This window comes from Planktothrix agardhii (assembly GCF_904830935.1).
In the GTDB taxonomy this organism is placed as follows: domain Bacteria; phylum Cyanobacteriota; class Cyanobacteriia; order Cyanobacteriales; family Microcoleaceae; genus Planktothrix; species Planktothrix agardhii.
The window spans coordinates 2,709,945-2,736,236 of sequence record NZ_LR882952.1; the positions used below are offsets into that span (position 1 = coordinate 2,709,945).

A 26,292-nucleotide genomic window follows, 5' to 3' on the forward strand; every position below is an offset into this window, starting at 1 on the left:
GTTTTGATTTTTAGAAAAATGTTAACTGCCCAACTGCCTCGCGTTTTTTATAACGGTTGGCTTTTACGGATTGGGCGTGGTGAACGGCGTCATACCTTAAATGACAAACGCTGCACCAAGCCTTTAGGTTTTCCGGTCGGCAGTCTTCGGGAATATGATTGAGATGGGCAACTGTTAAGGTGAACCGTTGAAATTTGGGAACCTCAACAAACCCAAATTCATCATCGTCAACTGTTTCGTAGAGGCTCCATTCTTCGTCCAATCGAGCCTCTAAATTTTCCCAACTTTCCCCCGCTTGCCGACAAGGGCGATCGCATTTTTCACAACGCCAATTAGCTTTTTCTTTAATTTGGAAAGCCAATTGGTTCCAATTTTTCGGGTATCGTTTACGATCCATTGGCATAATTGTTATCTGGATTTAAACCATTAATTATTAATTCCAATGCTTGATTATTGTTTTTCAGATTCTCTAAAATCGCTGGTATTTTCTCGCCATTTTCCGCATTGTGCGGAATTTCGTTTGTGACTTCTAGGAAAATATCGGCTATAGTTCCCAGATTTTTGATTGTATCTTTGGTTAATTCGGGTATTTTAACTGCAAAGTTGGGGTTAAAATACCCCGCACTAATCGAAGCAGTTAATAAATTTAAAACAACTGTTTGGCGGTCTGTCAACATTTGAAATATTCTCCTAACTTGATTTGAGTTTGTAGTCGTTTTTCCGTCTGCGGGCGTCAAAAGGTATTTCCATAGTTGAGAACCTGAAATCGCACTCTAAGCACTTGCGACGCCGCCGTTCTCCGAAAGATTTAGAACTTCTTAGCTCAAGTACGATTGTTTTCCCGTCACAAATTAAACACTTCATTTTCCTCCTTTTTTCCACCGCTTAATTTGTGGCTTTTTCTGTTGACGAATTTGCAGCCATTCAACAGATTTATCAATTGAAGATTTAACTTCGGTCAAAAGTGGCTCCTTTATTTTTTCCTTTTCCTTTTGCCAGTCAGCAGAAGCTTTTGCTACAAAAAACATCAAAATTGGTTTGACATTTTTAGAGTCGGTGCTTTTGATAAAATCTTCTGCTAGATAAGATAAGGCTAAAGCTGTAATTCCCAGATAATCTTCATCGTCCATACTTTACCTTTTGCGAGATGGTGCAACTTACAAATACTCAACGATCGCATCCAACATTTCCCAGATATCTTCTACCTGGGTTTTAATCGCTGGATTAATATTTTCTTCCTCTAATTGATGGTAAGTTTCATCCAAAAAGTCTTGAGCAATTTCCTTAAATGTAGGCAGTTCGCTTGGTAGTTCAGTTAGTGATTCAGCTTGTAACATTTTGACCTCAACTATTTTTTAGTAGTATCCACTCGTACCTAACCTCTGCTTCAGACCAGTTAAACTTTACGTCTTTGGGTGTTTGCTTATTCCAACCATCGGGGGATGGAATTTTACGCTGTTTAACTAACGCGATAAATCCTTTGTAAAGGTTGGACTGAACAATACTGGCTTGATACTGTGGATACTGTTTTTGGACTTGATTAGTGGCTTTTTTAATGGGTGAATCTTCACCCCAACAGTGGTTAAACCAAACCACATCGGCTAATTCTCTAAATCCTTTCCATTCGGGGGGTATTTTAACTTCTGGTGGGATTTCTTCTTGATGGTGTTTCCATTGGAATACAGCAAAATCATAGAAGTCTTCAGTCGTAAAATACGGTTCACAGGCTTTAGCCGTTGCCTTGAGTGAATTGTGCTTTTCCCCTATGGAAAATTCGGGTTTAGTTAGATAACCTCCTTCAGTAAATACACGCTGTTTTAAGTCTCTAACTTCCTTATTTAATGCCTCCTCTTTTGCTTGTCGAATTTTGCCTGATAACTTTTTCCATTTACCTTGGTTTAATTTCCAGCGATTAACAGTATCTAGGGCATAAAAGATGTAAGTCCAACCAACAAAGTTAGTAACAATCATTTCAACTGGATTATCAAAAACTCTCTGACCATCACTTTCTAACCCATACGCTAATAACGCCGCCATTAAGGCAAAAAATCCGGCAATAAGTAAAGCGGAAAAAGCGTCAAAACCTTCTTGAAAACTAGCGGGGTGTTTAACCCATGTGAGCCAGTATTTCTTAGCTTGAACTTTCCGAACCGCCCGTCGCCAATCGAGGTATTTTTTACCTGGAAACCAGTTAGGGAGTTTTAAGGAATCCAACCAGTTGAGAAAGTTTTTATGCAGATGTGCTGTAACAACTGGGGGAACGACTATAACTATTAATGGAATCCAAATATATTTGATGATTGGAACAAAAATAATTACAGACCCCAATATTGCAGCAGCCCCCAGGGACAGGGTAAAAAATAGCAACCGAACTGCTAAAATTAAAAACGGTAGCAACATAGTGAGAGAAATAGAAAAACGCTAAATCTATTCTCTCACGCTACTTTTAATTTCGCTTCACCTCCTTAATTGAACTAAACTCGACTCATTTTTATTTCTTCCAACAATTTCACAAATTCCGGTGGCGCGGGTTCTCTCAAAGAGTTGGGCAAATCATGGATAGATATGCCCAACCGCAGCCGAATTAAATCGTCAAACTTTTTGGCCTGGTTTATGTCGAACAAAATTTCCGAATGTCCATTTTCACATCTGGAAACTGATCCGGGCAATAAATCAGTTTCTTTACAAAAATCAAACTGACTCATTTCCATTGCCTCCCTTATACGTTTCAAGGTTGTTTTGCCCTCCTGTAAAGATTTATGGGATATGGCTTGTTTTTTTCTTGTGTTCATACTAACATAAATATACGGAAGGCGCAAGTTTTAGGCGCAAACGTCTTCCGTATACCGTAAACGACAATATAGCTACCCCCAAACTGACCAAGAAAGGGGGGTTCCCTAGCACGGATTTAGCTATGAGTTGATTTTAAGTCCAATGTCAACACCGCCAAAACCATTGGTTTAAGCGGTTTTAAGGACAAATTTGCTACCACATCTATACTGTGTTTGTTTTTTGAAGATTTTTTGAGGAGGTAGTTATGTAAAAAAATAACGATGTGAAACCCGTTCCTGGCCAACTGACTATCGAGGGCCGTTACTCATCCATGCGGCTAAAAGACCAATGGGGACGGATGAAATGAATTTGATTAATCGCTTGAGAAACGATTACCCCCGCCTAAAAATTAGTCGCAATCCAGAGGATTACCCCCTGGGAGCCATCGTTTGTAAAACAGAATTATTTAATTGCCTCCCCGCCGAATACCCGCCCAACTTTATCGAGAAGGCTGTGGGCAACTGGCATCCGTTCCGTTGGGCATGGTTCCTAACAGAAATCGTTCCTTTAGATCCAATTCCGGCCAGGGGCTATCAAGGATTTTGGAATTATTCCCATTCTGAAAATCCGCACAATGCGGAATTTGGATCATGAAACTAACAACTCAACCCGATGATATAGCCTACTTAGCCGCCTTAATACTCCGACTAAATAGCAGAATCCCTAATCGTAAAAGTCGCCAGTTCACAAAAGCATTAATTCTCGTTGCTTCTGGCATTCTTTCAGACGATTTAAAAGCCGAGTTTACAGCTTCCCACCTTCCACAATTTGACGAGGTTTTGAAGGACTACACAGAGAATTTCCGAGAACTCTACCCCCAATATTTCCAAGCCGTTCATCCCGTATTTCAGCAAATGACATTAATTATTTCAAAAGAACGTTTTAAAGGAAAGTTCATGCTTTTCTGTGAGTTTGAACTCCCTCAAAAAATGTCTCATGATTCAATTGAAAGATTAATGAGATCGGCAAAAATGTTACAGGCTAATCCGACACTGGCAAAGTTTAACCCAACAATTATTTTTGAGATTTCCAAACAATCAACCCCCCCAGAAGTTGTTGAGGAAATGCAGTTACTGGCGGAATCCGATCAACCTATTCCTATTGGAGTCAAAGAGGTACAGCAAAAGATACGGACGGCAAAAAACAAGACGCCAGAGGGATACATCAAAAAAGGTGACTTGGTTGAGATGCAATATCCGGTTAAAGGATGGAGTTATGGCCGTATCGTTTCCAAGTCTACAGATGGAATTGTCTGCAAAATTCAATCCATTACAGGGGAATCTTTAGGGGAGAAGCCTACCAAATCCTTAAGGCTTTGCCCTGTACAAAAAATCAATCCTAGCTCCGTTAATGAAAACATTGAACTGAATCAGCGAGTAATCATAAAGCCTTATACCACCGAACTACAGCCCCTCAACGGTAGCGAGGGTAAGGTTATTTTCCGAGATGAAAAACGGCGTCAATTCTCCGTTCAAATTGGGGATATGGTTAAGGATTTTCACTGGGAAGAAATAGAACTAATCCCAGATGCTACAGAAGTAATCGTAGAAGTTCAGGCGGTTGAAATTACGGAAACCGAAACCTTACCTAATATCAATCTGAAGGGGATGGGACGGAAACAGAAAAATCAACTATTAAAGGAATTGTTGAAGGATTTGCAGTTAGGCTCATCTCTAGCATCAGAAAGCGAACTTGAGGCGGTAAACGATTTAGTCAATGCAACCCTACAAAAGATGGAGGATTTAGCATTTTCCTCAAGTTTAAGGGAGCAATTTGTAGTCATTTTTCTCGATAAGTGTCTATAAAAATTCCCCCTTTGTCGAAAGGGGGAAACCATCAGGGTGTAATGAGTTAAGCATAGTCAAATACATAATAGGATTGTAACAAATGGTTGCTCAAATTGTCAACAAAAATCAGTCTGGTTTTGCGTCATTTTCCAATCAATTACCGCCCCAAAATATCGAAGCAGAGGAGGCAATATTAGGAGGGATTCTCCTAGACCCAGAAGCACTAGAGAGAATCATAACGGTACTCGAACCCTCCGATTTTTCCTTGAAAAACCACCAAATTATTTATCATGCTTGCGTAGCGTTAAAAGCTCAGGATAAACCCACGGATTTAATGACCGTTACGACCTATTTATCCGACAAAGGTTTGCTCGAATCAGTCGGGGGTCAACTTAAAATTTCTCAATTGGTAGAAGGAACAGTTTCGGCCGTCAATATTGACCAATACACAAATTTAATCCTTGAGAAACGATTAAGACGACAGTTAATTGAATATGGAAACAACGTTATTAATGGCAGTTTCACAATTAACCCCGATGAAGGCGTGGGGGGATTGTTGGAACAGATGGAATCTAGCTTTTTTGAAATCGCTAGTCGCTTCAGGCGTGGGAGTTTCGTTCGGGCTTCCACCGCAAAATTTCAAGCTATTTCAAGGGAATTAGAACGGATCGAAGATAACTGCGACAACAATGAAGCTTTGAAGCAGTGGGAATTACAGGAATTAGCCAAAAAGTATGGGTTTAAATCACGGCGTGAGATGTTGAATTTTCACGTTTTATGGTTAGGGAGCCGTAGCAAGAACCAATTTATGGGCCTGAAAGAATACCTAGAAAAATATGGGGATGCTTCGGAACATTGGTTATTGAGGGGATGGATTCCAAAACAAACGATCACCCTACTCCATGCCAAGGGGGGAAAAGGGAAAACTCGATTAGTCGGTCATTTATGCCGCGTCGTTATCAATGGCGGGCAGTGGGGGGATTATTATGCAGATAAACCGGGTTATGTTCTGTTTATCGAAACCGACCAAGGCGACCGGGTGACGGCCGAACAATTGAAGGAACAAGGATATTTAGATGATTCTCCAGAGGCTCAAGAGCGATTCTCAATCCTTAGCGACTGGAAAATTGAACAGTTTGGAATCTTGCGATCCAAAATTGCAGAAATTAAGGAAAAAGACCCCAAAGCCAACATCCTAATCATGATCGATTCCCTGAGTTCAACCTCAACTCAATCCTTATATTCAGAGAACGATCAGGAATACGCACGGCCATTAATGCGACTGCGAGATATTGCCGAAAAGAACGACGCCACATTTTTAGTGATTCACCACAGTAGCTCACAAGGTACGGCACGGGGTTCGACGGCTATCTATAATTCAGTCGATCAGGTTTGGAAACTTGAATCCGTAGGGGATGACCCCCGCGACTGCAAACGGATTTTAACCATTGAGAAAACCCGGAGCCGTGAACCGGGGCGCTACCAACTCGAATACGACCCGAATACATGGGGATGGAATATTAAAGGGATGCTCCTAGACGTTGAGGGAGAGGAACAGATCGAAAATTACAGCCAGCGAGAATTAAGCCTAATCAAATTTTTCCGTGAGAACGCGGGCACACCTTTCGAGGTTCAGGATTTAGCTGAAACTTTAGGATTTGCCGCCGACCCCCTGCGACGCGACTTAGGATTTCTCAGTCGGCGCGGCTTAATTAGCAAACAGCAAAAGCCAAATTCACGGGCCAACTGGTACTTTGTTGGAGAGCTAAAATTAACCGATCGAACCGATCGACCGATCGCACAAGAAAAATCGGAAAATCCAAAAACAAAATTTTTTCAAAATAGCGCGATCGCTTCGATCGGTAGTCCGAAACTCCCTCCAGAAGCCAGTCAGGAACCGATCGCAAATTTACGATCGGTACGATCGGATCGATCGGTTCCGATTTTTTTTGAAACCCCTACAGAGTATGCGTTACAGCCGAAAAACGACGAAAAAGATGTGTTACAAAATATACCAGCTAGTTTAGGTATTGTTAAGGAAACGTTACAAAACACCCCTCAACCGATCGTAAAACCTGGTCAAAAACAGGAACCGATCGATGTGCGATCGGTTGATTTCGACAAATTGAAAGAGGGTGACGTCCTTTTTGATAATGCAGGGATACCTTATCAGTTAGTCGAACTATCACGGCAGATATGGCTAACGCACAGAAAAGATGAATTTATTAGTCGTAATGACTTGCAGATTGGAAATTTTCACCATGCCACGGTCGAAGATATCGCAGGATTAATGAAACTGATTATTAAATCGAAAGATTTAAAACAGTTTGATTGGTTGTCTAAAATTTATGGGGATTCTAGTAACTCTTTAATGTCTCGTTCTGTCGTTGCATTTCCAGAATTGGCAGAAATTTATAAAATAGAGGTGTGCGAATAATGAAGATAAGTGTAGGAGCCGATAAAAAATGGCTCCGCCTTCGTTGGAAGGACGGCCAGGGAAAATATAAAATTCTTTATCCAGGCTGTGAGAATAATTCAGAAGGTAGCAGAACCGCCCAAAGAATTGCTTTGCAAATGGAAGAAGATTTTGAAAAAGGGAATTTCGATTATTCCCTGTCAAAATATAAGGTACAAACCTTAAAAGCTATTGAAATACAAACCTTTGAGGGCATTTATAAACAATGGATTGATTTAACCAAGAAGCATTTAACCGATAGAACGATTCAATTTTATAAATGTTTCGCTAACAGCATTGCATCACTCAATATTTTGTCTATGAAACCGGAACTAATCACTAGCAAAGAGGTTTCTTCAATTATTGCATTTTTGCAAAAATCCAATAAACCCAAAGTGATTAAACTGAAAATGAATATATTTTCTTCCGCTTGGGATTGGGGAAAAAAAAACGGATTAATTTCTACAGAAAACCCTTTCAAGGAAGTTAATATAGAAAATTCTCAACCCCCTACAATTGATCCTTTCAGCCAAGAAGAAATTAGGAAAATTCTGGAATTTTCACCCTTAGACAAAAAGCCTTTTATTAAATTTCTGTTTCTAACGGGATGTCGATTGGGAGAAGCCGTAGGATTGCAATGGGATGATTTATCTCCCAATTGCCAAAACGTCAAAATTTGTAGGCAATTCACCGGGGGAAAATTTAAACCTCTCAAAAAAGGGGGGAAACCTAGATCTTTCTGTCTGCCCATAAATTTCGCAGATGAATTAATAAAGTTAAAGTCCCAATCAGGTCACAACCTTGTTTTTGGCGAACCCGTAGATCTTCATGCTTTTCGGCAATTGTGGATCAAAATTTTGTTACAGGCAAAAGTCCGATATCGGAAACCATACAACACCCGCCATACTTTTGTTTGTCACCGATTAAAAGAAGGATGGAAGCCTAGCCAGATCGTTCAGGTGACCGGTCACAGTTTGCAGGTAATGTTTAGCTCTTATGCAACATTTATGGCCGAAATTTTACATTTGCCCGACTTAGAATAAAATCCGCATTGTGCGGAATTTGGATTGTAGACGTGCATCTACATCTACAATCTAAATTCCTTAATTAGCAGGGCTTTTATAGGTAAATTTTTTGAATAATATTATATTTCATAAAATGATTATAAAAACAGAATTGGGGATTGGAGATGAGAACTATAACTTCCCTGAATTTTGACTGTAGATTCAGCTAAACGTAGTGTTAAGGATAGACGTACTTTACCACTAATATTACATATAGAACGATGAATCAAATCATCGGTAAAAAAGATAAATTCTCCGGGTTTTAGAGTTACGGGTAAGGCGGATTTTTCGATTTCTGATTTGACTTCAAAAAAAGGATTTCCACTAAAGGGATCATTCATTTTTATAGGACATAAATTATGGTATTTTTTGGGTAAATATTCAAAACCATTTCCGGCATTGACTTCGGTTAATGCAATATAAACATTAATTGTTTTTCCGGTTTTTGTTAATAACTGAGGATAATGATCTTGGTGCCAAAGGGGAATTAACTGTTTTGCTGGATAATTAACCCATAATTCTGAACGCCAAAGAAAGGGCGATTCTCCTAAATATTCCCTGGCTTTTTCTAGTAAATATTGATTTTTACATAGTTCTAAAATTACGGGGGAATCTAAGTGTCTTTCCATATTAAATTGTCTTTTATATCCTTGAATTAATAATAATATTAATGATCCAAGATCCCTTTTTTTTATAAATTGATAACTATTAGAAAATACATGAATCGGAGAACGGGGTAAAACCGTTGTAAAGATATGTTTTTGAATCTCTTGGAGTTGAGTTGCAGTTAAGTTTAAAGAATAAGGCCCCCAGATACCATCCTCTGAATTATAAATAGTTGGGGTTTGGGAAATGGGGTTAGATAATCCTGTCCAGAATAAACTTTTTTGCCACAATTCTTGGGCTAAATGATCGTTTTTAGCTAAATCTGTTAAAGGGATATGTTGAAAATTTCGGCTTAAAAATTCACCATTGATTAATTGATATTCTGGATTAGTTAAAAATTTAATAATATTACGACTAATGGTTTGAGGAGAGTTTCCAATATGGAAAAAACGGCTGAAACGATGGGATAGACTAATATTAGATTGGACAAAACCCGGATGTAAGGCATTAATTCTGACAGAGGTTTGATTTAATTCATTTTGCAGAAGATATCGCATTAATAGCAATAAACAAACTTTAGAATCAGCATATAATTTGAGAAAGTTAAAGGGGGTTTTTTGTATCCATAATTTCCAGCCTAGATTTTTTGACCATAAAGCCATATCGGAAGCTATAAATAAAATTTGACTTGCTGCTGATGCTTTGAGTTTATCTAAGAGTAAATAAGTTAGTAAAAAATGCCCTAAATAATTAGTTCCCCAAATTAATTCAAACCCTTCTTGAGTGGTTCCAGATTGATTAAAAATTCCGGCATTATTAATTAATATATTTAAAGGAAGTTGACGTTCTAAGAATAAATTAACACAGGCACGAATTGAATCTAAAGAGGCTAAATCTAAAGGCAAAAATTCAACTTTTCCTTGATTGGTTTGTGCTATAATATAATTAATTGCTTGCTGGGCTTTTTGTTCAGAACGACAGGCAATAAAAACATGATTTCCCTGTTTTACGAGTTCTACTGCCGTCATTAAACCGATGCCAGAAGTTCCCCCTGTGACTAGACAAATTTGTGGGTTCATATCAAATGTTATTCAATAACAATAAATAAGAGAGACGCGCCGTGGCACGTCTCTACGGGGGGTTTATTCTATTCCCATTCGATAGTTCCAGGGGGTTTAGAAGTAATATCATAAACCACTCGATTCACGCCGCGAACTTCATTAACAATCCGATTAGAAATCAATTCTAATAAATCATAGGGAACCCGTGACCAATCGGCGGTCATCCCATCTTCACTACTAACAAATCGTAGTACAATTGGATAGGCATAGGTACGATGATCTCCCATTACTCCAACACTTCGCACCGGAAGTAATACGGCAAAAGCTTGCCAATAATCGTGATAAACTCCACGTCTATTGATTTCTTCTCGGACAATTAAATCCGCATCTCGGAGAATATTTAACCTTTCCGCCGTGACTTCTCCTAATATCCGAATCGCTAAACCTGGGCCGGGAAAAGGATGACGTCGGACAATTTCTTCGGGTAAACCAATCGAACGTCCGACTTTTCTGACTTCATCTTTAAACAGTTTTCGCAGAGGTTCTACTAATTTAAACCGTAAATCTTTTGGTAATCCCCCCACATTATGATGGCTTTTAATTTTAACCGCCACCCGTTCCCCACTTTTGGGGTCAACATTAGTATCGGCTGACTCAATTACATCAGGATATAATGTTCCTTGAGCTAAATAATCAAAGGGCCCTAAACGCACCGATTCTTCTTCAAAAACCTGAATAAATTCTCCCCCAATGCGTTTACGTTTTTCTTCGGGGTCGGTAATTCCTTCTAGTTTTTTTAAGAACCGTTCCCGGGCATTTACATACTCAACGGGAATGTGAAATTGTTCATGGAATAGTTTAACTAATCGTTCCGGTTCTAGCTTCCGCATAAACCCTTGATCGATAAACATACAAGTTAATTTATCACCAATAGCACGGTGCAGTAAAAATGCTAAAGTTGAAGAATCAACACCACCAGAAAGGGCTAATAAAACCCGTTTCTCCCCAACTTGGTTACGAATTTCTCGAATAGATTCTTCTACAAAAGCTTCCGTTGTCCAAGTAGGATGACAGCGACAAATATGGTAAACAAAATTCCGAATTAGGGCTTGACCCCCAATAGAATGAACGACTTCGGGATGGAATTGTACCCCGTACATTTTGTTTTCATGGTCAGCAATCGCCGCAGAGGGGGTATTTTCGGTATGGGCTAAAATCTCAAATCCAGGGGGTAACTGGTTACAGGAGTCGGCGTGACTCATCCACATGGTCGCCCCCTGTTCGACGTTGGTGAGGAGGTCGGTGGGGTCATCAATCTGTAGGGAGGCTTTTCCGTATTCGGCCCTTTTAGCCCGTTCTACGCTACCCCCTAGCTGTTTGACCATTAGCTGCATTCCGTAGCAAACCCCTAAAACCGGAATTCCTAACTCCCAGATTTTAGGGTCACATTCGGGCGCCCCGTCATCATAGACGGAATTGGGGCCACCGGAGAGAATAATGCCCTTGGGGTTGATTTCCTTGAGTTTTTCGGCGGTTGTCCGGTAGGAAATGACTTCGGAATAAACCTCAGTTTCCCGAATGCGGCGGGCGATTAACTCGGAATATTGGGAACCGAAATCGAGAATCACGATCATTTGTCGGTTCAATTTTTCTACTGAAATATCAGTATTTTCAGTTTGAGTTGGGATTTGAGTCTGGGGAGACATATTGAGTTTAATGGGTTTTAATTTTAATTGTCAACCAAGGATAAACCTGATTGTTGTATCCGATTAGAATAACAAATTTACCCCAAAATTATATCAGCATTTTCACTTTTAATGATAATTTTACGCTGGCGGTCGAACATTACCGAACCAACCTTAATATTTTTTTCACAATGGGTGTAAATATAGTTCTGGGATCGTTGATCAATCGTCTTTGTTATTTCTCCATAGACCCGAATGACCCAATTTTCTCCTTTGATTGCGTCTAATTCTCGCAGATATTGTAAAGCATCTTCGGCCGTTGAACAATTAAAAACTTTTTGTAGATCGAAGGTGGGTAATCCTAAGTTAGCACAGTGGGCGGTTAATATTTCTAATCGTCCATCGGCAATATGATGATGGGTATGGAAAATTCCTCCGGCTAATTTGATTAATTTACCATGATAACCAAATAATAAGATTGACTTAACCTCTGCTAAGGAGGCACAGACTAACATTGGCCCTAACCAATTGGCGGTTTTAATCATTTGGTGGGGGGAAATCCCCATTTTTGCAGCTAATTCTAATCCATTTTCACCAATACAAAATACTAAAGAATCAAATTTTTTTGCTTTTTCTTGGAGTTGAATTTTATACTGTTCTAATTGTTCGGGAACAGTTAAGGGTTGAGAAATTCCTGTTGTTCCCAGTAGAGATAATCCTTCCAGAATGCCAAACGCGGCGTTAGATGTGCGGGTTGCTAGTTGTTTTCCTTGGGGTAAAATAAAGGTAATTAAAATAGATTTGTTTGCGGGTAATATTTTCTCAATATTGGCTAATAATAGGGTTTTCGCATAACGATAGATCGCTGTTTTTCCCGTCTTTTGATCATAGCCAATTCCTTCGCCTCCTTTAATAAAAATAGTTTCAGAAAGTTGACCCCCCCTAGCCCCCCCTTGGTAAGGGGGGGAACTTTGTTCTTTAGCCCCCCCTTGGTAAGGGGGGGTTGGGGGGGTTAGTTCTTTAGCCCCCCCTTGGTAAGGGGGGGTTGGGGGGGTTAGTTCTTTAGCCCCCCCTTGGTAAGGGGGGGTTGGGGGGGTTAGTTCTTTAGCCCCCCCTTGGTAAGGGGGGGTTGGGGGGGTTAGTTCTTTAGCCCCCCCTTGGTAAGGGGGGGTTGGGGGGGTTGGGGGGGTTTCCATCGGTGAACTATCCAACCATTCCACCATTGCCCAAATCGGAGTATTTCGGGTTAAATCTAAATTATCCCCCGGATCAGAACGAGTAATTGCTAAAGCAGAATTATCGGTTAAAATTGCTATTTGTTCAATCAGAATATTAACGGTTTCCGCCGGATTAATTAAATCAATAGATACCTGTTCAATAGACTGATTTCTAGTTTGTAAATATTCCAAAGCCGCCATCGCCGCCGCGCAAGCAAAAACGGGTAGAGTATATCCAGAACGAGGTTGATTTGTGGTCATATTTTAGTCGTTTAGTTAATATTTTAAGATTTTAGACTATTTTGAGTCACTACCACCACCGATCCGTTATCCTATAATGTAAACGAATTACCCTAAAAAATAATTATGACTGATATTAACTGGGATAACTTCCGTGCTGAACTCTCAGGAATTGAAATGATTACGGATAAAACTCAAGTCAAAAAACTTTCCCAAGACTATTACCATTTTAGCCCAATTTTGCAACATGAACTCAAGGATAAAATCGGATATATTGTGGTGCGTCCCGCAACAGAAGCCGAAATTTTACAAGTGGCTAAAGTTTGTGTGAAATATAAAATTCCTCTGACGGTTCGAGGTGCGGGAACGGGAAATTATGGACAATGTATTCCCTTGGAAGGAGGGGTGATTTTAGATATCTCTAAATTGAATAATATTAAATGGATAAAACCAGGGTTAGCTTGTATGGAACCTGGGGTAAAAATGGCAGCATTTGATAAACAAGCGCGGGAAATAGGATGGGAATTACGCATGGTTCCTTCTACCTATCGGACAGCAACAATTGGGGGATTTATTGAGGGCGGAAGTGGGGGAATTGGTTCGATTACCTATGGACAATTACGCGATCGCGGTAACTTACAAGCCGCGCGAGTTGTGACAATGGAAGATGAACCAAAAGTAATTGAATTAAGAGGGGATGATGTGCAGAAAGTCAATCATGCTTATGGTACAAATGGGATTATTACTGAGTTAGAAATTCCCTTAGCTCCCGCCTATCCTTGGTCAGAAATTATTGTTACCTTTAATGATTTTATGACATCGGCTCGATTTGGTCAAGCCTTAGCTTTATCCGATGGAATTATTAAAAAATTAGTCTGTGTTTGTGCGTCTCCTATTCCCTCCTATTTTACTGCATTTAAAGATATAATTCCAGAAGAAAAACACGTAGCATTATTAATAGTATCCGAAACCAGCTTAGAACCTTTTCAAGAATTAGTTAAACAGTATAACGGTGAAATTTGTTATCAGAAATCATCCCAAGAAACGGGAAAAGGAACAACCATAATAGAATATAGTTGGAACCATACCACCTTACACGCCCGAAGTGTTGATCCGTCTATTACCTATTTACAAACCCTCTTACCTGCGGATCGAAAATTGGAATTATTGGAACATCTTTATACTCATTTTGGGGATGAAGTTATGCAGCATTTAGAGTTTTTAAGACTTCATGGAGAAATGCACCCCGCATCTTTACAATTAGTGCGATTTACAACAGAAGAAAGGTTAAATGAAATTATTCGTTACCATGAAGAACGGGGGGCGGTTATTTTTAATCCCCATACCTATATTTTAGAGGATGGTGGCATGAAAATGATTAATTTAGAACAGTTACAATTTAAACAAGAAGTTGACCCCTATGGGTTATTAAATCCTGGGAAAATGAGAGCTTGGTTAGAACGAGAAAAATATCTTTAACTAGCAACTCCTAGAAATCGGGTTTCTCAATCAAAAATATTGATTCTATCCCATAAATAAGGGCTAGAAACCCGATTTATGTTATGATTTATTTATCTTTAATTAACTCCATAGCTTGATTTAATATTTCTTCTTTGTTGGCTAATTTTTCTAATTCTTTAGCTTCATAAATTCCTTCAGAAACCTCTAAAGATGCTTTATTAATCGCTTGTTTATAAGCAACTTCTAAAACTTCGTCAAGTTCTTCTGGAGACAGATAATAACTTTGGGAGCAAGGACGTTTATTTTCATCCCTGATTTCAAAAATAGCATTCTGAATTGAAACATCCCAAGACCGAGTTGTTCGTTTTTCTACTTGACGTTTAATTAAATGAATTAATAAAACGATAGAATAGCTACGAATGGTTTTAACAATATCTTTGCGACCCATTTCTTCTAATTCTTCAACGATAGCAAGGGAACCCGGAATATCCCCTTTTAGCAATAATTCCTTTAGGGTTAGTATTTCTTCCATAATATTTGGAATTGATTAGGGTTGGTTTTATTATAACATAATTTATGTAATTAACTGAAAAGCTTGATTTAATAGCTCTTCACGATTGACTAATTTTTCTAATTCTTGAGGCTCATAAATTCCTTCTGAAACCTCTAAAGACGCTTGATCAATTGCGTTCAGATAAGCATCCTCTAAAGTTTCCATTAGCTCTTCATAATTAAGGTAATATCCTCCTGCTTTTCGGCGTTTATTTTCCCGTTGAATTTCTCGAATTGAATTGCGAATTGAAACATCCCAAGACCGAGTTGTTCGTTTTTCTACTTGACGTTTAATTAAATGAATTAATAAAACGATAGAATAGCTACGAATGGTTTTAACAATATCTTTGCGACCCATTTCTTCTAATTCTTCAACGATAGCAAGGGAACCAGGAATATCCCCTTTTAGCAATAATTCCTTTAGGGTTAGGATTTCTTCCATAATATTTGGAATTGATTAGGGTTAATTTTATTATAACACAAAATTTATGTTATAATAACTTAAATCCGAGTTAATCTCTATTACATGGAGAATTTTCTGTATTGGTTACATTTGTATTTGTTTCTTCTGTATTTGTTTGTTTTGAAATAGGTTTTGTAATTTGCCAAGCAATAAAACCTGCGATCGCTCCTATTACAATACTTAATAAACTTAATAAAGATGCTAGAATCCAAGGATCAAGGGGTTTTTCCAGATAGGATAGGGTTAGGGGTTTTTCAATGTATGCTGAGGTAATAGATAAAGCAATACCTCCTACACCTAAGCTAACGCCTAAAATTGAAATAGTACGCTCTAAAGATTGATCGCGTTTTTTTTCAGCTTCTTCATTATTACGGAGTATTTCTGCTTTGTCCCGATCTAGTTTTGCTTGTTCAATTTCAACTAATCCTCTAATACTAGATATCGCCTGATCTAATAAATTTGAGGCGGGTTTTAAATAGTTTAAATCCGCTTGAATTTGGGTAGGGAAAGTTTGACATTCTCGATTTAAAAAGCGGACAAAAAATTCTAAATCATCTAAATTAGCTTAATTTTTTCTGGGGTAGATTCGGTTAAATAAAATACAATTAAAATCCGATTCAGATTTATTCTAGGGTTTCCATATTCAACAATATAACTCCCTAACAGTTTTCCCTCTTGATAAAAACTATTACAATAATCCCCAAATAAATTATACCTTAATTGCTCGGCGATCGCTCTTAAATTTTGATCATCCGTTGGGGTATTTTCGGGTAAAAATGCCGTTACTAATAGGGTTTGTCCTAAAAAATCCATTTTGGGATCCTTTAAAATTAAACTTTCGGGGTGAAATTGATCAATTTCAGCTAACTTAACTTGATCATATCCGGGGTCTTGAGGTCGAAAAATATGCAATAATAAAGAATAGGTATAGGATATTTTTTGGGGATATAATAGCAGACTATATAACGATTTAGGTTTCTGGGGATTGGAGTTTTTTTCTAAACCTGATTTAAAGTAAAAATGCCGATCTTGACGTTGGGTTTTTAATAAATCTAGGGTTTCTCCTGGGATTGATTTTAAAGCATCTTCAGACCGTAATTGAGGATTGAGATCTCCGTCTTTAAATTGGGGTTTAAACAGGTCTAATATGGGTTGATACTGCTCTTTCAAACTTGCACCATGCTTTCATAAACATCTAAGGCATCCACCAACACCTGCTGACGACGACGGGGAGAACTCACCCACTCGCACAGTTGTTCAACTTGTACGGCTTTATCAATACTTGTCAGAAAGCAAAAAGGAATATATACTGTCTAAACAAGTATTGCGATCAGGAACAAGCATCGGGGCAAATGTTGAAGAAGCACTCGGAGGACAATCAAAAGCCGACTTCATCGCCAAACTTCCTATAGCCTACAAAGAAGCCCGTGAAACAAGTTACTGGTTACGACTTTTAAAAGATACCGATTACTTAACGGAAAAAGAGTTTGAAAGTATCCACGCTGATGCCGAAGAACTTTGACGAACTATTGGAAGCATCCAAAAAACCACAAAAGAAAACTCCTAATTCCCAATTCCTCTAACTCGTAATTCGTAATTCCCAATTCCTCTAATTCGTAATTCCTAATTCGTAATTCTAATGCTCCATAATTTTATTCCCCCTGAACGGTTTTTCCCCTATTTAACCTGGAAACAAATTGAATCAATGGCTGATAAAAGTAATCTGGTTATTTTACAACCGATTGGAGCGATTGAACAACATGGCCCCCACTTACCGTTAATTGTTGATGCCGCGATCGCAACGGCCATAACAGGTTACGCTTTAGCCCAACTTAATGATAACATTCCTGCCTACGCTTTGCCAACAATTTATTATGGAAAATCTAACGAACATTGGCATTTTCCTGGTACAATAACGTTAAGTTCCCAAACCTTAATAGCTGTATTAATGGAATTAGGTGAAAGCATTTATCGGGCTGGATTTAGAAAATTAGCCTTTATTAATGGTCATGGTGGACAACCCCAAATATTAGAGATGGTAGCGCGAGACTTACATCAAAAATATGAGGATTTTTCCGTATTTCCTTTATTTATTTGGCGGGTTCCAAATATTGCTGGGGAATTATTAACCCCGAAAGAATTAGAGTTAGGAATTCATGCCGGAGATGCCGAAACCAGTTTAATGTTATCTTTACTGCCAGAACAGGTTAAAATGGAGCAAGCTGTGTGTGAATATCCCCATAATTTACCCGAAAATAGTTTATTAAGTATGGAGGCAAACTTACCCTTTGCTTGGGTAACAAAAGATTTAACCAAAAGTGGAGTTTTAGGTGATGCAACGGTGGCGACGAAGGAAAAAGGCGATCGCATTTTAGCCTCTTTAGTTAATAGTTGGGTACAAGTTATTGAGGATTTATATAAATTTCAACAACCCCAAAGGTTTAGGGATTAATTGAATACTAACGCAGTGCGAGCGTCCCCGCTCGCTAGTTTCTCTAACAATAGGTTTGGTTTTTATAACAATAGGTTTGGTTTCTCTAACAATAGGTTTGGTTTCTCTAACAATAGGTTTGGTTTTTATAACCAGCGAGCGAGGACGCTCGCACTACTTTAATTTATATAATTGCACACCAAACTCAAATAAAAGTGCTATAATTGCAGATAATAAATAATTTTTATGCTTACGATCACCGGAATGTCATAACTTATGGGAAAATGTTTTAACCTAAGATAGATAGAGTCCTGAAGGGCTCACTACGTCAATAATCAAATTATGATGAATTCATCCTTACAACGAGCATTCAACCAAGGTAACGCCCTAAAAGTAATTAGCGGTTTAACCAATTTCAACGTCGGACGGGTCGCTTCTGTGGTCAAAGCCGCAACCAAAGGCGGCGCAACTTTTGTGGATATTGGCGCTGACCCTAATTTAGTCGAAATCGTGCGTCAATTAACCCATCTTCCCATCTGTGTTTCTGCGGTTGAACCCGAAAAATTTGTAACTTGCGTAGACGCAGGTGCAGACCTAATTGAAATTGGCAACTTCGACGCTTTCTACACTCAAGGACGGCGTTTTGAGGCGGCGGAAGTGCTGCAACTAACCCACGAAACCCGGGCTTTACTGCCCCATATTACCCTATCTGTCACCGTTCCCCATATCCTCGAACTCGACCAACAGGTTGAACTCGCCCTGGAACTCGTCAAAGCGGGTGCAGATATCATCCAAACCGAAGGCGGAACCAGTTCTTCCCCAGTTCATGGCGGGACATTGGGACTAATTGAAAAAGCCGCCCCGACCTTAGCCGCAGCCTCGGAAATTTCTCGCGCCGTTTCCGTCCCGGTGTTATGTGCTTCCGGTATCTCTAATATTACTGCTCCCATGGCGATTGCTGCGGGTGCTGCGGGCGTTGGTGTGGGTTCAGCTATTAACCGCCTCGATAACGAAGTGGCGATGCTGGCGGTAGTTCGGAGTTTAGTCGAAGCCTTAGCAACGGTTAAAGCTAACCGAGTTTACGCTTAATATTTTTTTGGAAATCAAAAAATGTAGAGACGTGAAATTTTGCGTCTCTGCGGGATTTAAACATAACAACCTATGAATAATTTATAAACCAGATTGAATAATCTTCTAGCAAAATATAGTTTGGAGAATCTTCATCTGATGGTTCTAATTCCGCTAAAGAAAGGGTAAATTCTCGTTGATCACTCACCCGTTTAACATCTACCATAATCCCATCCGTTTCATCAAATTTAGGCTGAAAATTTTCTAATACAAAAACATCGGTGTAAGAGGGATTAGTTTTTTTTAATTTCTCATACTCTTTGGTTTTTCCTGGGCCATAAAGATATTCTTCTTCCCATAAAAATTCTTCTGACCCACCCAAATAACAAGGTAATTCAAGATTTTCTTTCAAATACTTAAAATATTTATTTAAAGTTTTTTGATTAACCTTGATCCGGCTATTACCTAAAATTTTCTTGATTTTTCCTTCAAATTGTTCAACATCAAAGGTGTCATCGTCATCTTCTTCTTCATCTTCAACATCAAAGAAATCTTTATTAATTAACCCCAATGACTCCATTTGTTCAATCATACTTTTCAGTATCATTCTGGGATCGGAGGAGTCCAGACTATTTAGTCGCTTATTCACTAAACCGGATACAATCGTTTCATCAATTTGAATAGGTTTCAAATCATCTCCAGGTGGCTGTAATTTGTTTTTGTTTTTGTTTTGATATAGTTTAGACATTCTGTTACACCAAGCACAGTAGTTCTTCGTCTCAACCCTAGATGATTTTAATTAATCTGGTTTAAGGTTTATAGTGATAGAGACGTGATTAGTTTACACATCTACCTACTTTCAGCCTTAAGATTTTTCTATGGGGAAGGGAGTAGAATTTAGTATATCGTGCCACAGGTATTTTTGATATTCTCAAGGGGAAAAAATTATGGTACAAACACAGCAGGACTCTATACCCGTTATTTATCAAGGACAGTTTGGCAATTATACAATTAACGATCATGATCGCCAAAGTGTGATTATTTACCGCACGGGCATAATTATAGCAGCCCTGTGCTTCACCGTCGCCACCGGATTAGTTTTATTCCAACTCAATACCCCAGGGGTTCTACAAGCATTAACCCCGATTTACTTCTGTTTTTGGTTGGCTTTGGGAGTGAGTTTATTCACCATTCATATCTATTTAATTCAGTTACACCAACTCCTAGAACTGTTTTGGTTAATTGGTGGAATTGCTTCGGTAGTTTTCGCTGTGGTCGATGCAGAACCCTTAGCATTAACTATTTATCACAATCCTTATAGCTTATTTGGAGTGGGATTTACCTTTGTGGCGTTAACAGGAATTTATTTTAAAGAAGCCTTCTGTTTTAATCGGATGGAAACGAAACTCCTAACTCCTTTGGTTCCGATTTTGTTATTAGGATTTATGGCTGGTTTGTGGTCAGTTGATGCTCAAAAAATTTTACTGGCATTTTGGGCGATTCAATTTATCATTTTTGCAGGTCGGAAAATATTCCAAGGCATTCCAGGGGATATTGGGGATAAAAGCGTTTTTGATTATTTAAAACATCAACGGTTAGCCTAATACAAAAATTGTTGATCCCCCCTAACCCCCTTAAAAAAAGGGGGAACAAGACTTCAAAGTCCCCCTTTTTAATGGGGATTTAGGGGGATCTGATCTGGGCTGTAATCAAAAGTTATCAAAAATAAGCGGATCTAATTCTGAATAATCGGGTAATTTTTCTTCTAATATTTTACCATTTCTAATCACAATCCGATCGCTTTGACACCGAGATAATATTTCACTCAAATAACGTCCTTGAAAAATAATAAAATCCGCAACCATTCCCACACCAATGCGTCCTGTATCGACTAAACCCATAAAATCCGCCGGGGTTTTGGTGACACTCGATAACCAATCTTGAAACGGTCGATCTAAATGACAAATTCTCACCGCCATTTTAAATACTTCTAACTCATCATGGTCACCAAAACCATAAAACGGATCACGACAATTATCACTAGCAAAAGCCACGGAAATCCCCGCTTGTTTCAATTCATGGACTAAGGTTGTTCCCCGCCAACGGGGGGTTTTTGGAAGTTCAGAGGGATGATATTGACGATCTTGTAAATAGAGATTACACATCGGTAAACTGACAATTCCAATATTCGCGGCTTTCACCAATTCTAGGGTTTTTTGAACAATATCCTGCGGTTGTACGGCTAAACTACAACAATGTCCGCAAATAATTTTACCTTCAAATTGATATTTTAAAGCTGCTTCCGCAATTTTATATAAACAAACAGATTCCGCTTCTCCTGTTTCATCAACATGAAAATCTAAGTTCAAATTCCGATCTTTAGCAATGGCAAAAATTCGCTCAATTTGTTGCTCTAAATCAGGATTAATATAAGCAACACCACCTAAAATACCGCCTGAATCTACTACTTTATTAACTAATTTTTCTCCTTCCGCCGTCGAATAATAGTCTAAAGTAGCTAAGGAAACACCTTGTAAAATTAAGCGATCTTGCCATGCTTTTTTTAATGTATTAAAAACATCCCAATTTATATCTATCAATTTTCCCGCCGAATCTAAATGGGTTCTAATGGCTTTGGTTCCATGGACATAACTACACTTCAAACCAAATTCTATCCGTCGGTAAATATCTTCGGTAGTCCAGGTTTCTTCATCTTTAAATATTGCTAATAACGCATCTTGAAAAGTTCCTGTTTTATTAGGCGATCGCTCCCAAATATGACCCTTATCTAAATGAGTATGAACATCCACAAAACAGGGCCAAATTTGTTTCCCATGTAAATCCACCGTTGGGATATTTTCTAACTCAACAGATCCAGTAACAACAATCTGATTAATAATTTCTGAGACAATTTTAATATCAACTAAAGCCATACCCTCCATATTAGCTGAATTTGCGATCGCCCTATCAACATCGGTGAGTACACAAACCGGGACACGAACATTTTTCAGCCAGTAACAAGCAGTATTTGGAATCATAGAGCTAGGGAATAGGGAATAGGATTGCTATATGCAAAAAATGTATCGTATCAATGCTAAATTTTCATAAAACTTTAAGTTTTGTAACATTAGCTACGATTGCATCGGGTATAGGGGTCTAACTTAGTCACATTGCTTAACCTTTGGGTTGAGGCCAAAAACCTCCCAGTTCAAACACAAAAGGTCAATACTCTGATTTTAGATGACAGACCCGTTAATGTTTGGCCAAATTTGATCCAAATTCGAGACATAGCAACACTGAGGAACCCGCTATGACCAGCACAGTCCCGCAAAAAACAGCCACCAACAAATTTGAGAAACTCAAAGCCGAAAAAGACGGTTTAGCGGTTAAAGATGAACTAGAAACCTTCGCCCAACTAGGCTGGGAAGCCATGGAAGAAACCGACCGAGACCATCGCCTAAAATGGCTGGGGGTGTTTTTCCGTCCCGTGACTCCGGGGAAATTCATGATGCGGTTGCGTTTGCCCAATGGGGTGATCACCAGTGAGCAGATGCGGGTTTTGGGGGAAATCGTGCAACGCTACGGTGATGACGGTAGTGCTGATATTACCACAAGACAGAACCTTCAATTAAGGGGAATTAGAATTGAGGATCTCAGCGATATTTTTCAGAGGTTTGAAAGGGTTGGACTAACGAGCATTCAGTCGGGAATGGATAACGTCCGTAATATTACGGGTTCCCCCGTTGCTGGATTAGATGCCGATGAACTCTATGATACCAGGGAGTTAGTGCAACAGGTTCAAGACATGATTACCAACGAAGGAAAAGGGAATCCTGAGTTTAGTAATTTACCTCGAAAATTCAATATTGCGATTGGCGGATGTCGGGATAATTCAATTCACGCCGAAATTAATGATATTGCCTTTATTCCTGCGTTTAAACAGGAAGCTTTTGGCTTTAATGTGTTAGTGGGAGGATTCTTTTCTGCCACCCGTTGTGAAGCCGCTATTCCCCTAAATGTTTGGGCAAAACCTGAGCAAGTTGTCGATCTTTGTCGAGGGATTTTAGAAGTCTTTCGAGACCATGGGCCCAGGGGAGTTCGCCAAAAAACTCGGTTAATGTGGTTAATTGATGAATGGGGAATTGAAAAATTTCGTTCTGAAGTCGAAAAACAGATCGGTTATGCTTTAGAATCCGAAGCGGAAAAAGACGAAATTCTCTGGGAAAAACGGGATCATTTGGGGATTTATAAACAAAAACAACCCGGATTAAACTATGTGGGATTAAATATTCTCGTAGGTCGGTTATCGGCTAACGATATGTTAGAATTATCCCGGATTGCTGAAGTTTATGGGAGTGGAGAAATTCGCTTAACCGTTGAACAAAATGTGATTATTCCTAATATTTCCGATAGTCGGTTAGAGCCGTTTTTAACTGAACCTATTTTGGAAAAATTCTCCGTTAATCCCTCTGCCTTAAGTCGAGGATTAGTTTCTTGTACTGGCGCACAATTCTGTAACTTTGCTTTAGTAGAAACTAAACATCGGGCTGTCGAATTAGTTAAGGAATTAGAAGCGGAATTAACCGTCGAAAAAACCGTCAGAATTCACTGGACAGGCTGCCCCAATTCCTGCGGACAACCCCAAGTAGCTGATATTGGATTAATGGGAACCAAAGCCCGTAAAGAGGGCAAAACCCTTGAAGGAGTAAACCTTTATATGGGCGGAAAAGTCGGTAAAGATGCCCAACTAGGTGAATGTGTACAAAAATCCATTCCCTGTGAGGATCTCAAACCCGTTTTGCGACAAATTTTAGTGGAACAATTTGGCGCTCGCGTCAAAGAATAATTCATCTGAAAACCCACATCAACACCCTACTAATACGGAATCAAAACACAGAACATGAGTAAACTTTCACGTCGGAAATTCCTGTTTACAGCCGGTGCAACTGCCGCCGGAACTCTAATCATTCATGGTTGTGCTGCTAATAACAATCCTTCCACAACCTCCACAACAACTTCTGCTCCAGCCCCGGCGGTTAATATTAATCCGGCGGATGCTCCAGAAATAGCAACAGCAACATTAGGATTTATTGCCTTAACCGACTCTGCCCCCCTAATTATTGCCTTAGAAAAAGGCTTTTTTGCTAAGTATGGAATGTCGGATGTTAAGGTGCTTAAACAAGCCTCTTGGCCTGTTACTAGAGATAACCTAGAATTAGGTTCCGGTGGAGGCGGAATTGATGGGGCGCATATTTTATCCCCCATGCCCTATTTAATGACATTAGGAACGATTACAAAACAGCCAGTTCCGATGTATCTTTTAGCCCGATTAAATACTAATGGTCAGGCAATTTCTTTAGGTAAAGAATATCTGGATGCTAAAATTACCGTTAATGATAGTGCCAAATTCAAAGATATTTTATTAACCGCTAAAAATGCAGGAAAAGAACTCAAAGCTGCCATTACATTCCCCGGAGGAACTCACGATTTATGGATGCGGTATTGGTTAGCATCCGGGGGGACTGTTCCAGATACTGATATTTCCATTATTCCGGTGCCACCTCCCCAAATGGTAGCAAATATGAAAGTCGGAAATATGGAAGGGTTCTGTGTTGGTGAACCTTGGAATGCCCAATTAGTTAATCAAAAAGCCGGATATACTGCATTAATTACCGGGGAATTATGGAAAGATCACCCCGAAAAAGCCTTTACAATGCGAGCAGATTGGGTGGATAAAAACCCCAAAGCGGCTAAAGCTTTAACCATGGCTGTATTAGAAGCGCAACAATGGTGTGATAAACCGGAAAATATTGAGGAAATGTGTAAAATTGTTTCCCAAGATAAATGGTTTAAAGTGCCTTTTGAAGATATTATTGAGCGATCTAGGGGAAATATTGATTTTGGGGATGGTCGGGTGATCACCGCCAGTCCCATCGCCATGAAATTCTGGAGAGATAATGCCTCTTATCCCTATAAGAGCCATGATAGTTGGTTCCTAACCGAAGATATTCGCTGGGGATATTTACCAGCCGATTTAGATATTAAAGCCACCGTTGATAAGGTCAACCGCGAAGATTTATGGCGGGAAGCGGCGAAGTCTTTAAATGTTCCCGCAGCCGAAATTCCTGCTACTCCTTCTCGTGGCATTGAAACCTTCTTTGATGGCGTACAATTTAACCCCGAAGATCCTAAAGCCTATCTCAATAGTTTAGCGATCAAAAAGGTCTAATTTTCCCATATTTTCTGTAGCGGCGGGTTATTCAAGGTCTAACAATTCCTACAGATAATATTAATAAACAATGATCCCCCCAACCTCCCTTGATAATGGGGAATTGGAGAATTAAAGTTAGGGGGATTTAGGGAAATCGGATCATCAAAGTCCCCCTTTTTAATGGGATTTAGGGGGATCGACCTAACGGCTTTTCGGCTTAAGTTGATACCAATGTTACCCCCCCAGCTCCCCTTTGGTAAAGGGGGGCTGCAAGAGAAAAAAACTAACTAATTTATAATCATCATGACTACTGGCACTAAAACCACTTCTAATAGTAATAATCCTTTGAACTTTGTTTTCAATTGGTTCAATAAAAATCGTAATCAAATTATTCGTCCTTTGATTGGGATCTTTATTTTTCTGGCAATTTGGCAACTATTATGTTCAGGAGAAAATCCTAATTTACCATCTCCCATTACCACCGTTAAAGAATCTTGGGAATTAATTGTTAACCCATTTTTTGATAATGGCGGTACTGATAAAGGGTTGGGTTGGCAAGTCATTGCCAGTTTACAACGGGTGGCGATTGGCTTTAGCTTATCGGTCATTGTAGGAATTTCATTAGGGATTTTAGTGGGGAGTAATTCCTTTATGTATGATGCCTTAGATCCCCTATTTCAAATTCTTAGAACAATTCCGCCGCTTGCTTGGTTGCCCATTGCCCTAGCTGCCTTACAACAATCTAATCCGGCGGCTATTTTCGTCATCTTTATTACAGCAGTTTGGCCGATTATTATTAATACCACCGTCGGGGTACAACAAATTCCCCAAGACTATAAAAACGTGGCTAGAGTGTTACGTTTACCCAAACATAAATACTTCTTTAAAGTATTATTTCCCTCCGCAGTTCCCTATATTTTCACCGGATTAAGAATTGGGATTGGTCTATCTTGGTTAGCGATTATTGCGGCGGAAATGTTAGTCGGTGGAGTTGGGATTGGATTCTTTATTTGGGATGCCTATAATAGTTCTCGAATGAGTGCAATTATCGTGGCTTTAATTTATGTCGGAGTCGTCGGTTTAATCCTAGATAGAACCATTGGTTTTATTGCTTCTAAAGTGGTTCCCGCCGACCAGAAATAAACCCGAAACTATACTT

At 39.2% G+C, this 26,292-nt stretch carries 26 protein-coding genes and 1 pseudogene; 12 read left to right on the forward strand and 15 right to left on the reverse strand.

Annotated elements, in window-relative coordinates; genetic code table 11:
- Nucleotides 1-10: 10 nt before the first annotated feature.
- The 7 genes from NMG88_RS12770 to NMG88_RS12795 form a co-directional block, all read right to left on the reverse strand.
- Nucleotides 11-403: a hypothetical protein gene (locus tag NMG88_RS12770; protein WP_254035485.1), complete on the reverse strand. Its 393-nt coding sequence runs from the start codon at nucleotides 401-403 to the stop codon at nucleotides 11-13.
- Complete coding sequence (locus NMG88_RS12775) at nucleotides 387-677, reverse strand: hypothetical protein (protein WP_254035486.1); 291 nt, start codon at nucleotides 675-677, stop codon at nucleotides 387-389. Before NMG88_RS12775 ends, NMG88_RS12770 begins: the two co-directional genes overlap by 17 nt.
- Nucleotides 678-690: 13 nt before the next feature.
- On the reverse strand, nucleotides 691-864 hold the full coding sequence (locus tag NMG88_RS22705; RefSeq protein ID WP_430203275.1) for an NrdR family transcriptional regulator: 174 nt from the start codon (nucleotides 862-864) through the stop codon (nucleotides 691-693).
- Entirely contained in the window at nucleotides 861-1,130 is a 270-nt protein-coding gene (locus tag NMG88_RS12780; protein WP_254035487.1) for a hypothetical protein, read from the reverse strand. Before NMG88_RS12780 ends, NMG88_RS22705 begins: the two co-directional genes overlap by 4 nt.
- A 27-nt stretch (nucleotides 1,131-1,157) precedes the next feature.
- The gene (locus NMG88_RS12785) at nucleotides 1,158-1,337 is read right to left on the reverse strand and encodes a hypothetical protein (RefSeq protein WP_254035488.1); all 180 of its coding nucleotides are present in this window, start codon (nucleotides 1,335-1,337) and stop codon (nucleotides 1,158-1,160) included.
- Between the two features lie 7 nt (nucleotides 1,338-1,344).
- Nucleotides 1,345-2,400, reverse strand: a complete 1,056-nt coding sequence (locus NMG88_RS12790; RefSeq protein ID WP_254035489.1) for a hypothetical protein — start codon at nucleotides 2,398-2,400, stop codon at nucleotides 1,345-1,347.
- Between the two features lie 74 nt (nucleotides 2,401-2,474).
- Complete coding sequence (locus tag NMG88_RS12795; RefSeq protein ID WP_254035490.1) at nucleotides 2,475-2,705, reverse strand: hypothetical protein; 231 nt, start codon at nucleotides 2,703-2,705, stop codon at nucleotides 2,475-2,477.
- A gap of 430 nt (nucleotides 2,706-3,135) precedes the next feature.
- Between NMG88_RS12795 and NMG88_RS12800 the strand changes: the two genes are divergently transcribed.
- The 4 genes from NMG88_RS12800 (at nucleotide 3,136) to NMG88_RS12815 (ending at nucleotide 8,117) form a co-directional block, all read left to right on the forward strand.
- Entirely contained in the window at nucleotides 3,136-3,426 is a 291-nt protein-coding gene (locus tag NMG88_RS12800; RefSeq protein ID WP_254035491.1) for a hypothetical protein, read from the forward strand.
- Nucleotides 3,423-4,637 carry a hypothetical protein gene (locus NMG88_RS12805; RefSeq protein WP_235751628.1) on the forward strand — a complete coding sequence of 405 codons (1,215 nt, stop codon included), beginning with the start codon at nucleotides 3,423-3,425 and terminating at the stop codon, nucleotides 4,635-4,637. The genes NMG88_RS12800 and NMG88_RS12805 overlap by 4 nt, the downstream gene beginning before the upstream one ends.
- A gap of 82 nt (nucleotides 4,638-4,719) precedes the next feature.
- Nucleotides 4,720-7,056, forward strand: coding sequence for a DnaB-like helicase N-terminal domain-containing protein (locus NMG88_RS12810; RefSeq protein WP_235751627.1), 2,337 nt, complete (start codon nucleotides 4,720-4,722; stop codon nucleotides 7,054-7,056).
- Nucleotides 7,056-8,117: a tyrosine-type recombinase/integrase gene (locus NMG88_RS12815; RefSeq protein WP_235751626.1), complete on the forward strand. Its 1,062-nt coding sequence runs from the start codon at nucleotides 7,056-7,058 to the stop codon at nucleotides 8,115-8,117. Before NMG88_RS12810 ends, NMG88_RS12815 begins: the two co-directional genes overlap by 1 nt.
- A 119-nt stretch (nucleotides 8,118-8,236) precedes the next feature.
- Here NMG88_RS12815 and NMG88_RS12820 read toward each other — a convergent pair whose 3' ends face one another.
- The 3 genes from NMG88_RS12820 to cbiD form a co-directional block, all read right to left on the reverse strand.
- Entirely contained in the window at nucleotides 8,237-9,823 is a 1,587-nt protein-coding gene (locus NMG88_RS12820) for an SDR family NAD(P)-dependent oxidoreductase (RefSeq protein WP_235751625.1), read from the reverse strand.
- 68 nt (nucleotides 9,824-9,891) lie between these two features.
- Nucleotides 9,892-11,511, reverse strand: a complete 1,620-nt coding sequence (gene guaA, locus NMG88_RS12825) for a glutamine-hydrolyzing GMP synthase (protein WP_254035492.1) — start codon at nucleotides 11,509-11,511, stop codon at nucleotides 9,892-9,894.
- A gap of 77 nt (nucleotides 11,512-11,588) precedes the next feature.
- Nucleotides 11,589-12,968 carry a cobalt-precorrin-5B (C(1))-methyltransferase CbiD gene (gene cbiD / locus NMG88_RS12830; protein WP_254035493.1) on the reverse strand — a complete coding sequence of 460 codons (1,380 nt, stop codon included), beginning with the start codon at nucleotides 12,966-12,968 and terminating at the stop codon, nucleotides 11,589-11,591.
- Nucleotides 12,969-13,073: 105 nt separating this feature from the next.
- On the opposite strand from cbiD, the gene NMG88_RS12835 reads away from it, so the two are divergent.
- On the forward strand, nucleotides 13,074-14,426 hold the full coding sequence (locus tag NMG88_RS12835) for an FAD-binding oxidoreductase (RefSeq protein ID WP_254033895.1): 1,353 nt from the start codon (nucleotides 13,074-13,076) through the stop codon (nucleotides 14,424-14,426).
- 88 nt (nucleotides 14,427-14,514) lie between these two features.
- On the opposite strand, the gene NMG88_RS12840 is transcribed toward NMG88_RS12835, so the two are convergent.
- The 3 genes from NMG88_RS12840 to NMG88_RS12850 all read right to left on the reverse strand — a co-directional run bounded on the left by NMG88_RS12840 (nucleotide 14,515) and on the right by NMG88_RS12850 (nucleotide 16,593).
- Nucleotides 14,515-14,940 (reverse strand): DUF29 family protein, encoded by a 426-nt coding sequence (locus tag NMG88_RS12840; RefSeq protein WP_227381462.1) that lies wholly within the window; start codon nucleotides 14,938-14,940, stop codon nucleotides 14,515-14,517.
- Between the two features lie 42 nt (nucleotides 14,941-14,982).
- On the reverse strand, nucleotides 14,983-15,402 hold the full coding sequence (locus NMG88_RS12845) for a DUF29 family protein (RefSeq protein WP_042154896.1): 420 nt from the start codon (nucleotides 15,400-15,402) through the stop codon (nucleotides 14,983-14,985).
- A gap of 576 nt (nucleotides 15,403-15,978) precedes the next feature.
- Nucleotides 15,979-16,593 carry a hypothetical protein gene (locus NMG88_RS12850; RefSeq protein ID WP_227381463.1) on the reverse strand — a complete coding sequence of 205 codons (615 nt, stop codon included), beginning with the start codon at nucleotides 16,591-16,593 and terminating at the stop codon, nucleotides 15,979-15,981.
- Between the two features lie 91 nt (nucleotides 16,594-16,684).
- Here NMG88_RS12850 and NMG88_RS12855 point away from each other — a divergent pair.
- The 3 genes and pseudogenes from NMG88_RS12855 to NMG88_RS12865 all read left to right on the forward strand — a co-directional run.
- Nucleotides 16,685-16,945 (forward strand): annotated as a pseudogene (locus NMG88_RS12855) (four helix bundle protein); the annotation flags it as partial.
- Between the two features lie 117 nt (nucleotides 16,946-17,062).
- A complete protein-coding gene (locus NMG88_RS12860) occupies nucleotides 17,063-17,875 on the forward strand; it encodes a creatininase family protein (RefSeq protein ID WP_227365352.1) in 813 nt (270 codons plus the stop codon).
- A 321-nt stretch (nucleotides 17,876-18,196) separates the two neighbouring features.
- The gene (locus tag NMG88_RS12865; protein WP_193372666.1) at nucleotides 18,197-18,943 is read left to right on the forward strand and encodes a DUF561 domain-containing protein; all 747 of its coding nucleotides are present in this window, start codon (nucleotides 18,197-18,199) and stop codon (nucleotides 18,941-18,943) included.
- A gap of 70 nt (nucleotides 18,944-19,013) precedes the next feature.
- On the opposite strand, the gene NMG88_RS12870 is transcribed toward NMG88_RS12865, so the two are convergent.
- On the reverse strand, nucleotides 19,014-19,670 hold the full coding sequence (locus NMG88_RS12870) for a calcium-binding protein (protein ID WP_042154890.1): 657 nt from the start codon (nucleotides 19,668-19,670) through the stop codon (nucleotides 19,014-19,016).
- Between the two features lie 199 nt (nucleotides 19,671-19,869).
- On the opposite strand from NMG88_RS12870, the gene NMG88_RS12875 reads away from it, so the two are divergent.
- Nucleotides 19,870-20,526 (forward strand): DUF2301 domain-containing membrane protein, encoded by a 657-nt coding sequence (locus NMG88_RS12875; RefSeq protein WP_254035494.1) that lies wholly within the window; start codon nucleotides 19,870-19,872, stop codon nucleotides 20,524-20,526.
- A 105-nt stretch (nucleotides 20,527-20,631) separates the two neighbouring features.
- Here the strand turns inward: NMG88_RS12875 and NMG88_RS12880 are convergent, their stop codons facing one another.
- On the reverse strand, nucleotides 20,632-21,960 hold the full coding sequence (locus NMG88_RS12880; RefSeq protein ID WP_227398337.1) for a cytosine deaminase: 1,329 nt from the start codon (nucleotides 21,958-21,960) through the stop codon (nucleotides 20,632-20,634).
- A 272-nt stretch (nucleotides 21,961-22,232) separates the two neighbouring features.
- On the opposite strand from NMG88_RS12880, the gene NMG88_RS12885 reads away from it, so the two are divergent.
- From NMG88_RS12885 to ntrB, 3 genes are all read left to right on the forward strand, one after another.
- Nucleotides 22,233-23,768, forward strand: coding sequence for a ferredoxin--nitrite reductase (locus NMG88_RS12885; RefSeq protein WP_042154884.1), 1,536 nt, complete (start codon nucleotides 22,233-22,235; stop codon nucleotides 23,766-23,768).
- A gap of 54 nt (nucleotides 23,769-23,822) precedes the next feature.
- The gene (locus tag NMG88_RS12890; protein ID WP_227365354.1) at nucleotides 23,823-25,151 is read left to right on the forward strand and encodes a CmpA/NrtA family ABC transporter substrate-binding protein; all 1,329 of its coding nucleotides are present in this window, start codon (nucleotides 23,823-23,825) and stop codon (nucleotides 25,149-25,151) included.
- Nucleotides 25,152-25,436: 285 nt separating this feature from the next.
- A complete protein-coding gene (gene ntrB, locus NMG88_RS12895) occupies nucleotides 25,437-26,276 on the forward strand; it encodes a nitrate ABC transporter permease (RefSeq protein WP_042154879.1) in 840 nt (279 codons plus the stop codon).
- The last annotated feature ends 16 nt before the right edge of the window (nucleotides 26,277-26,292 follow it).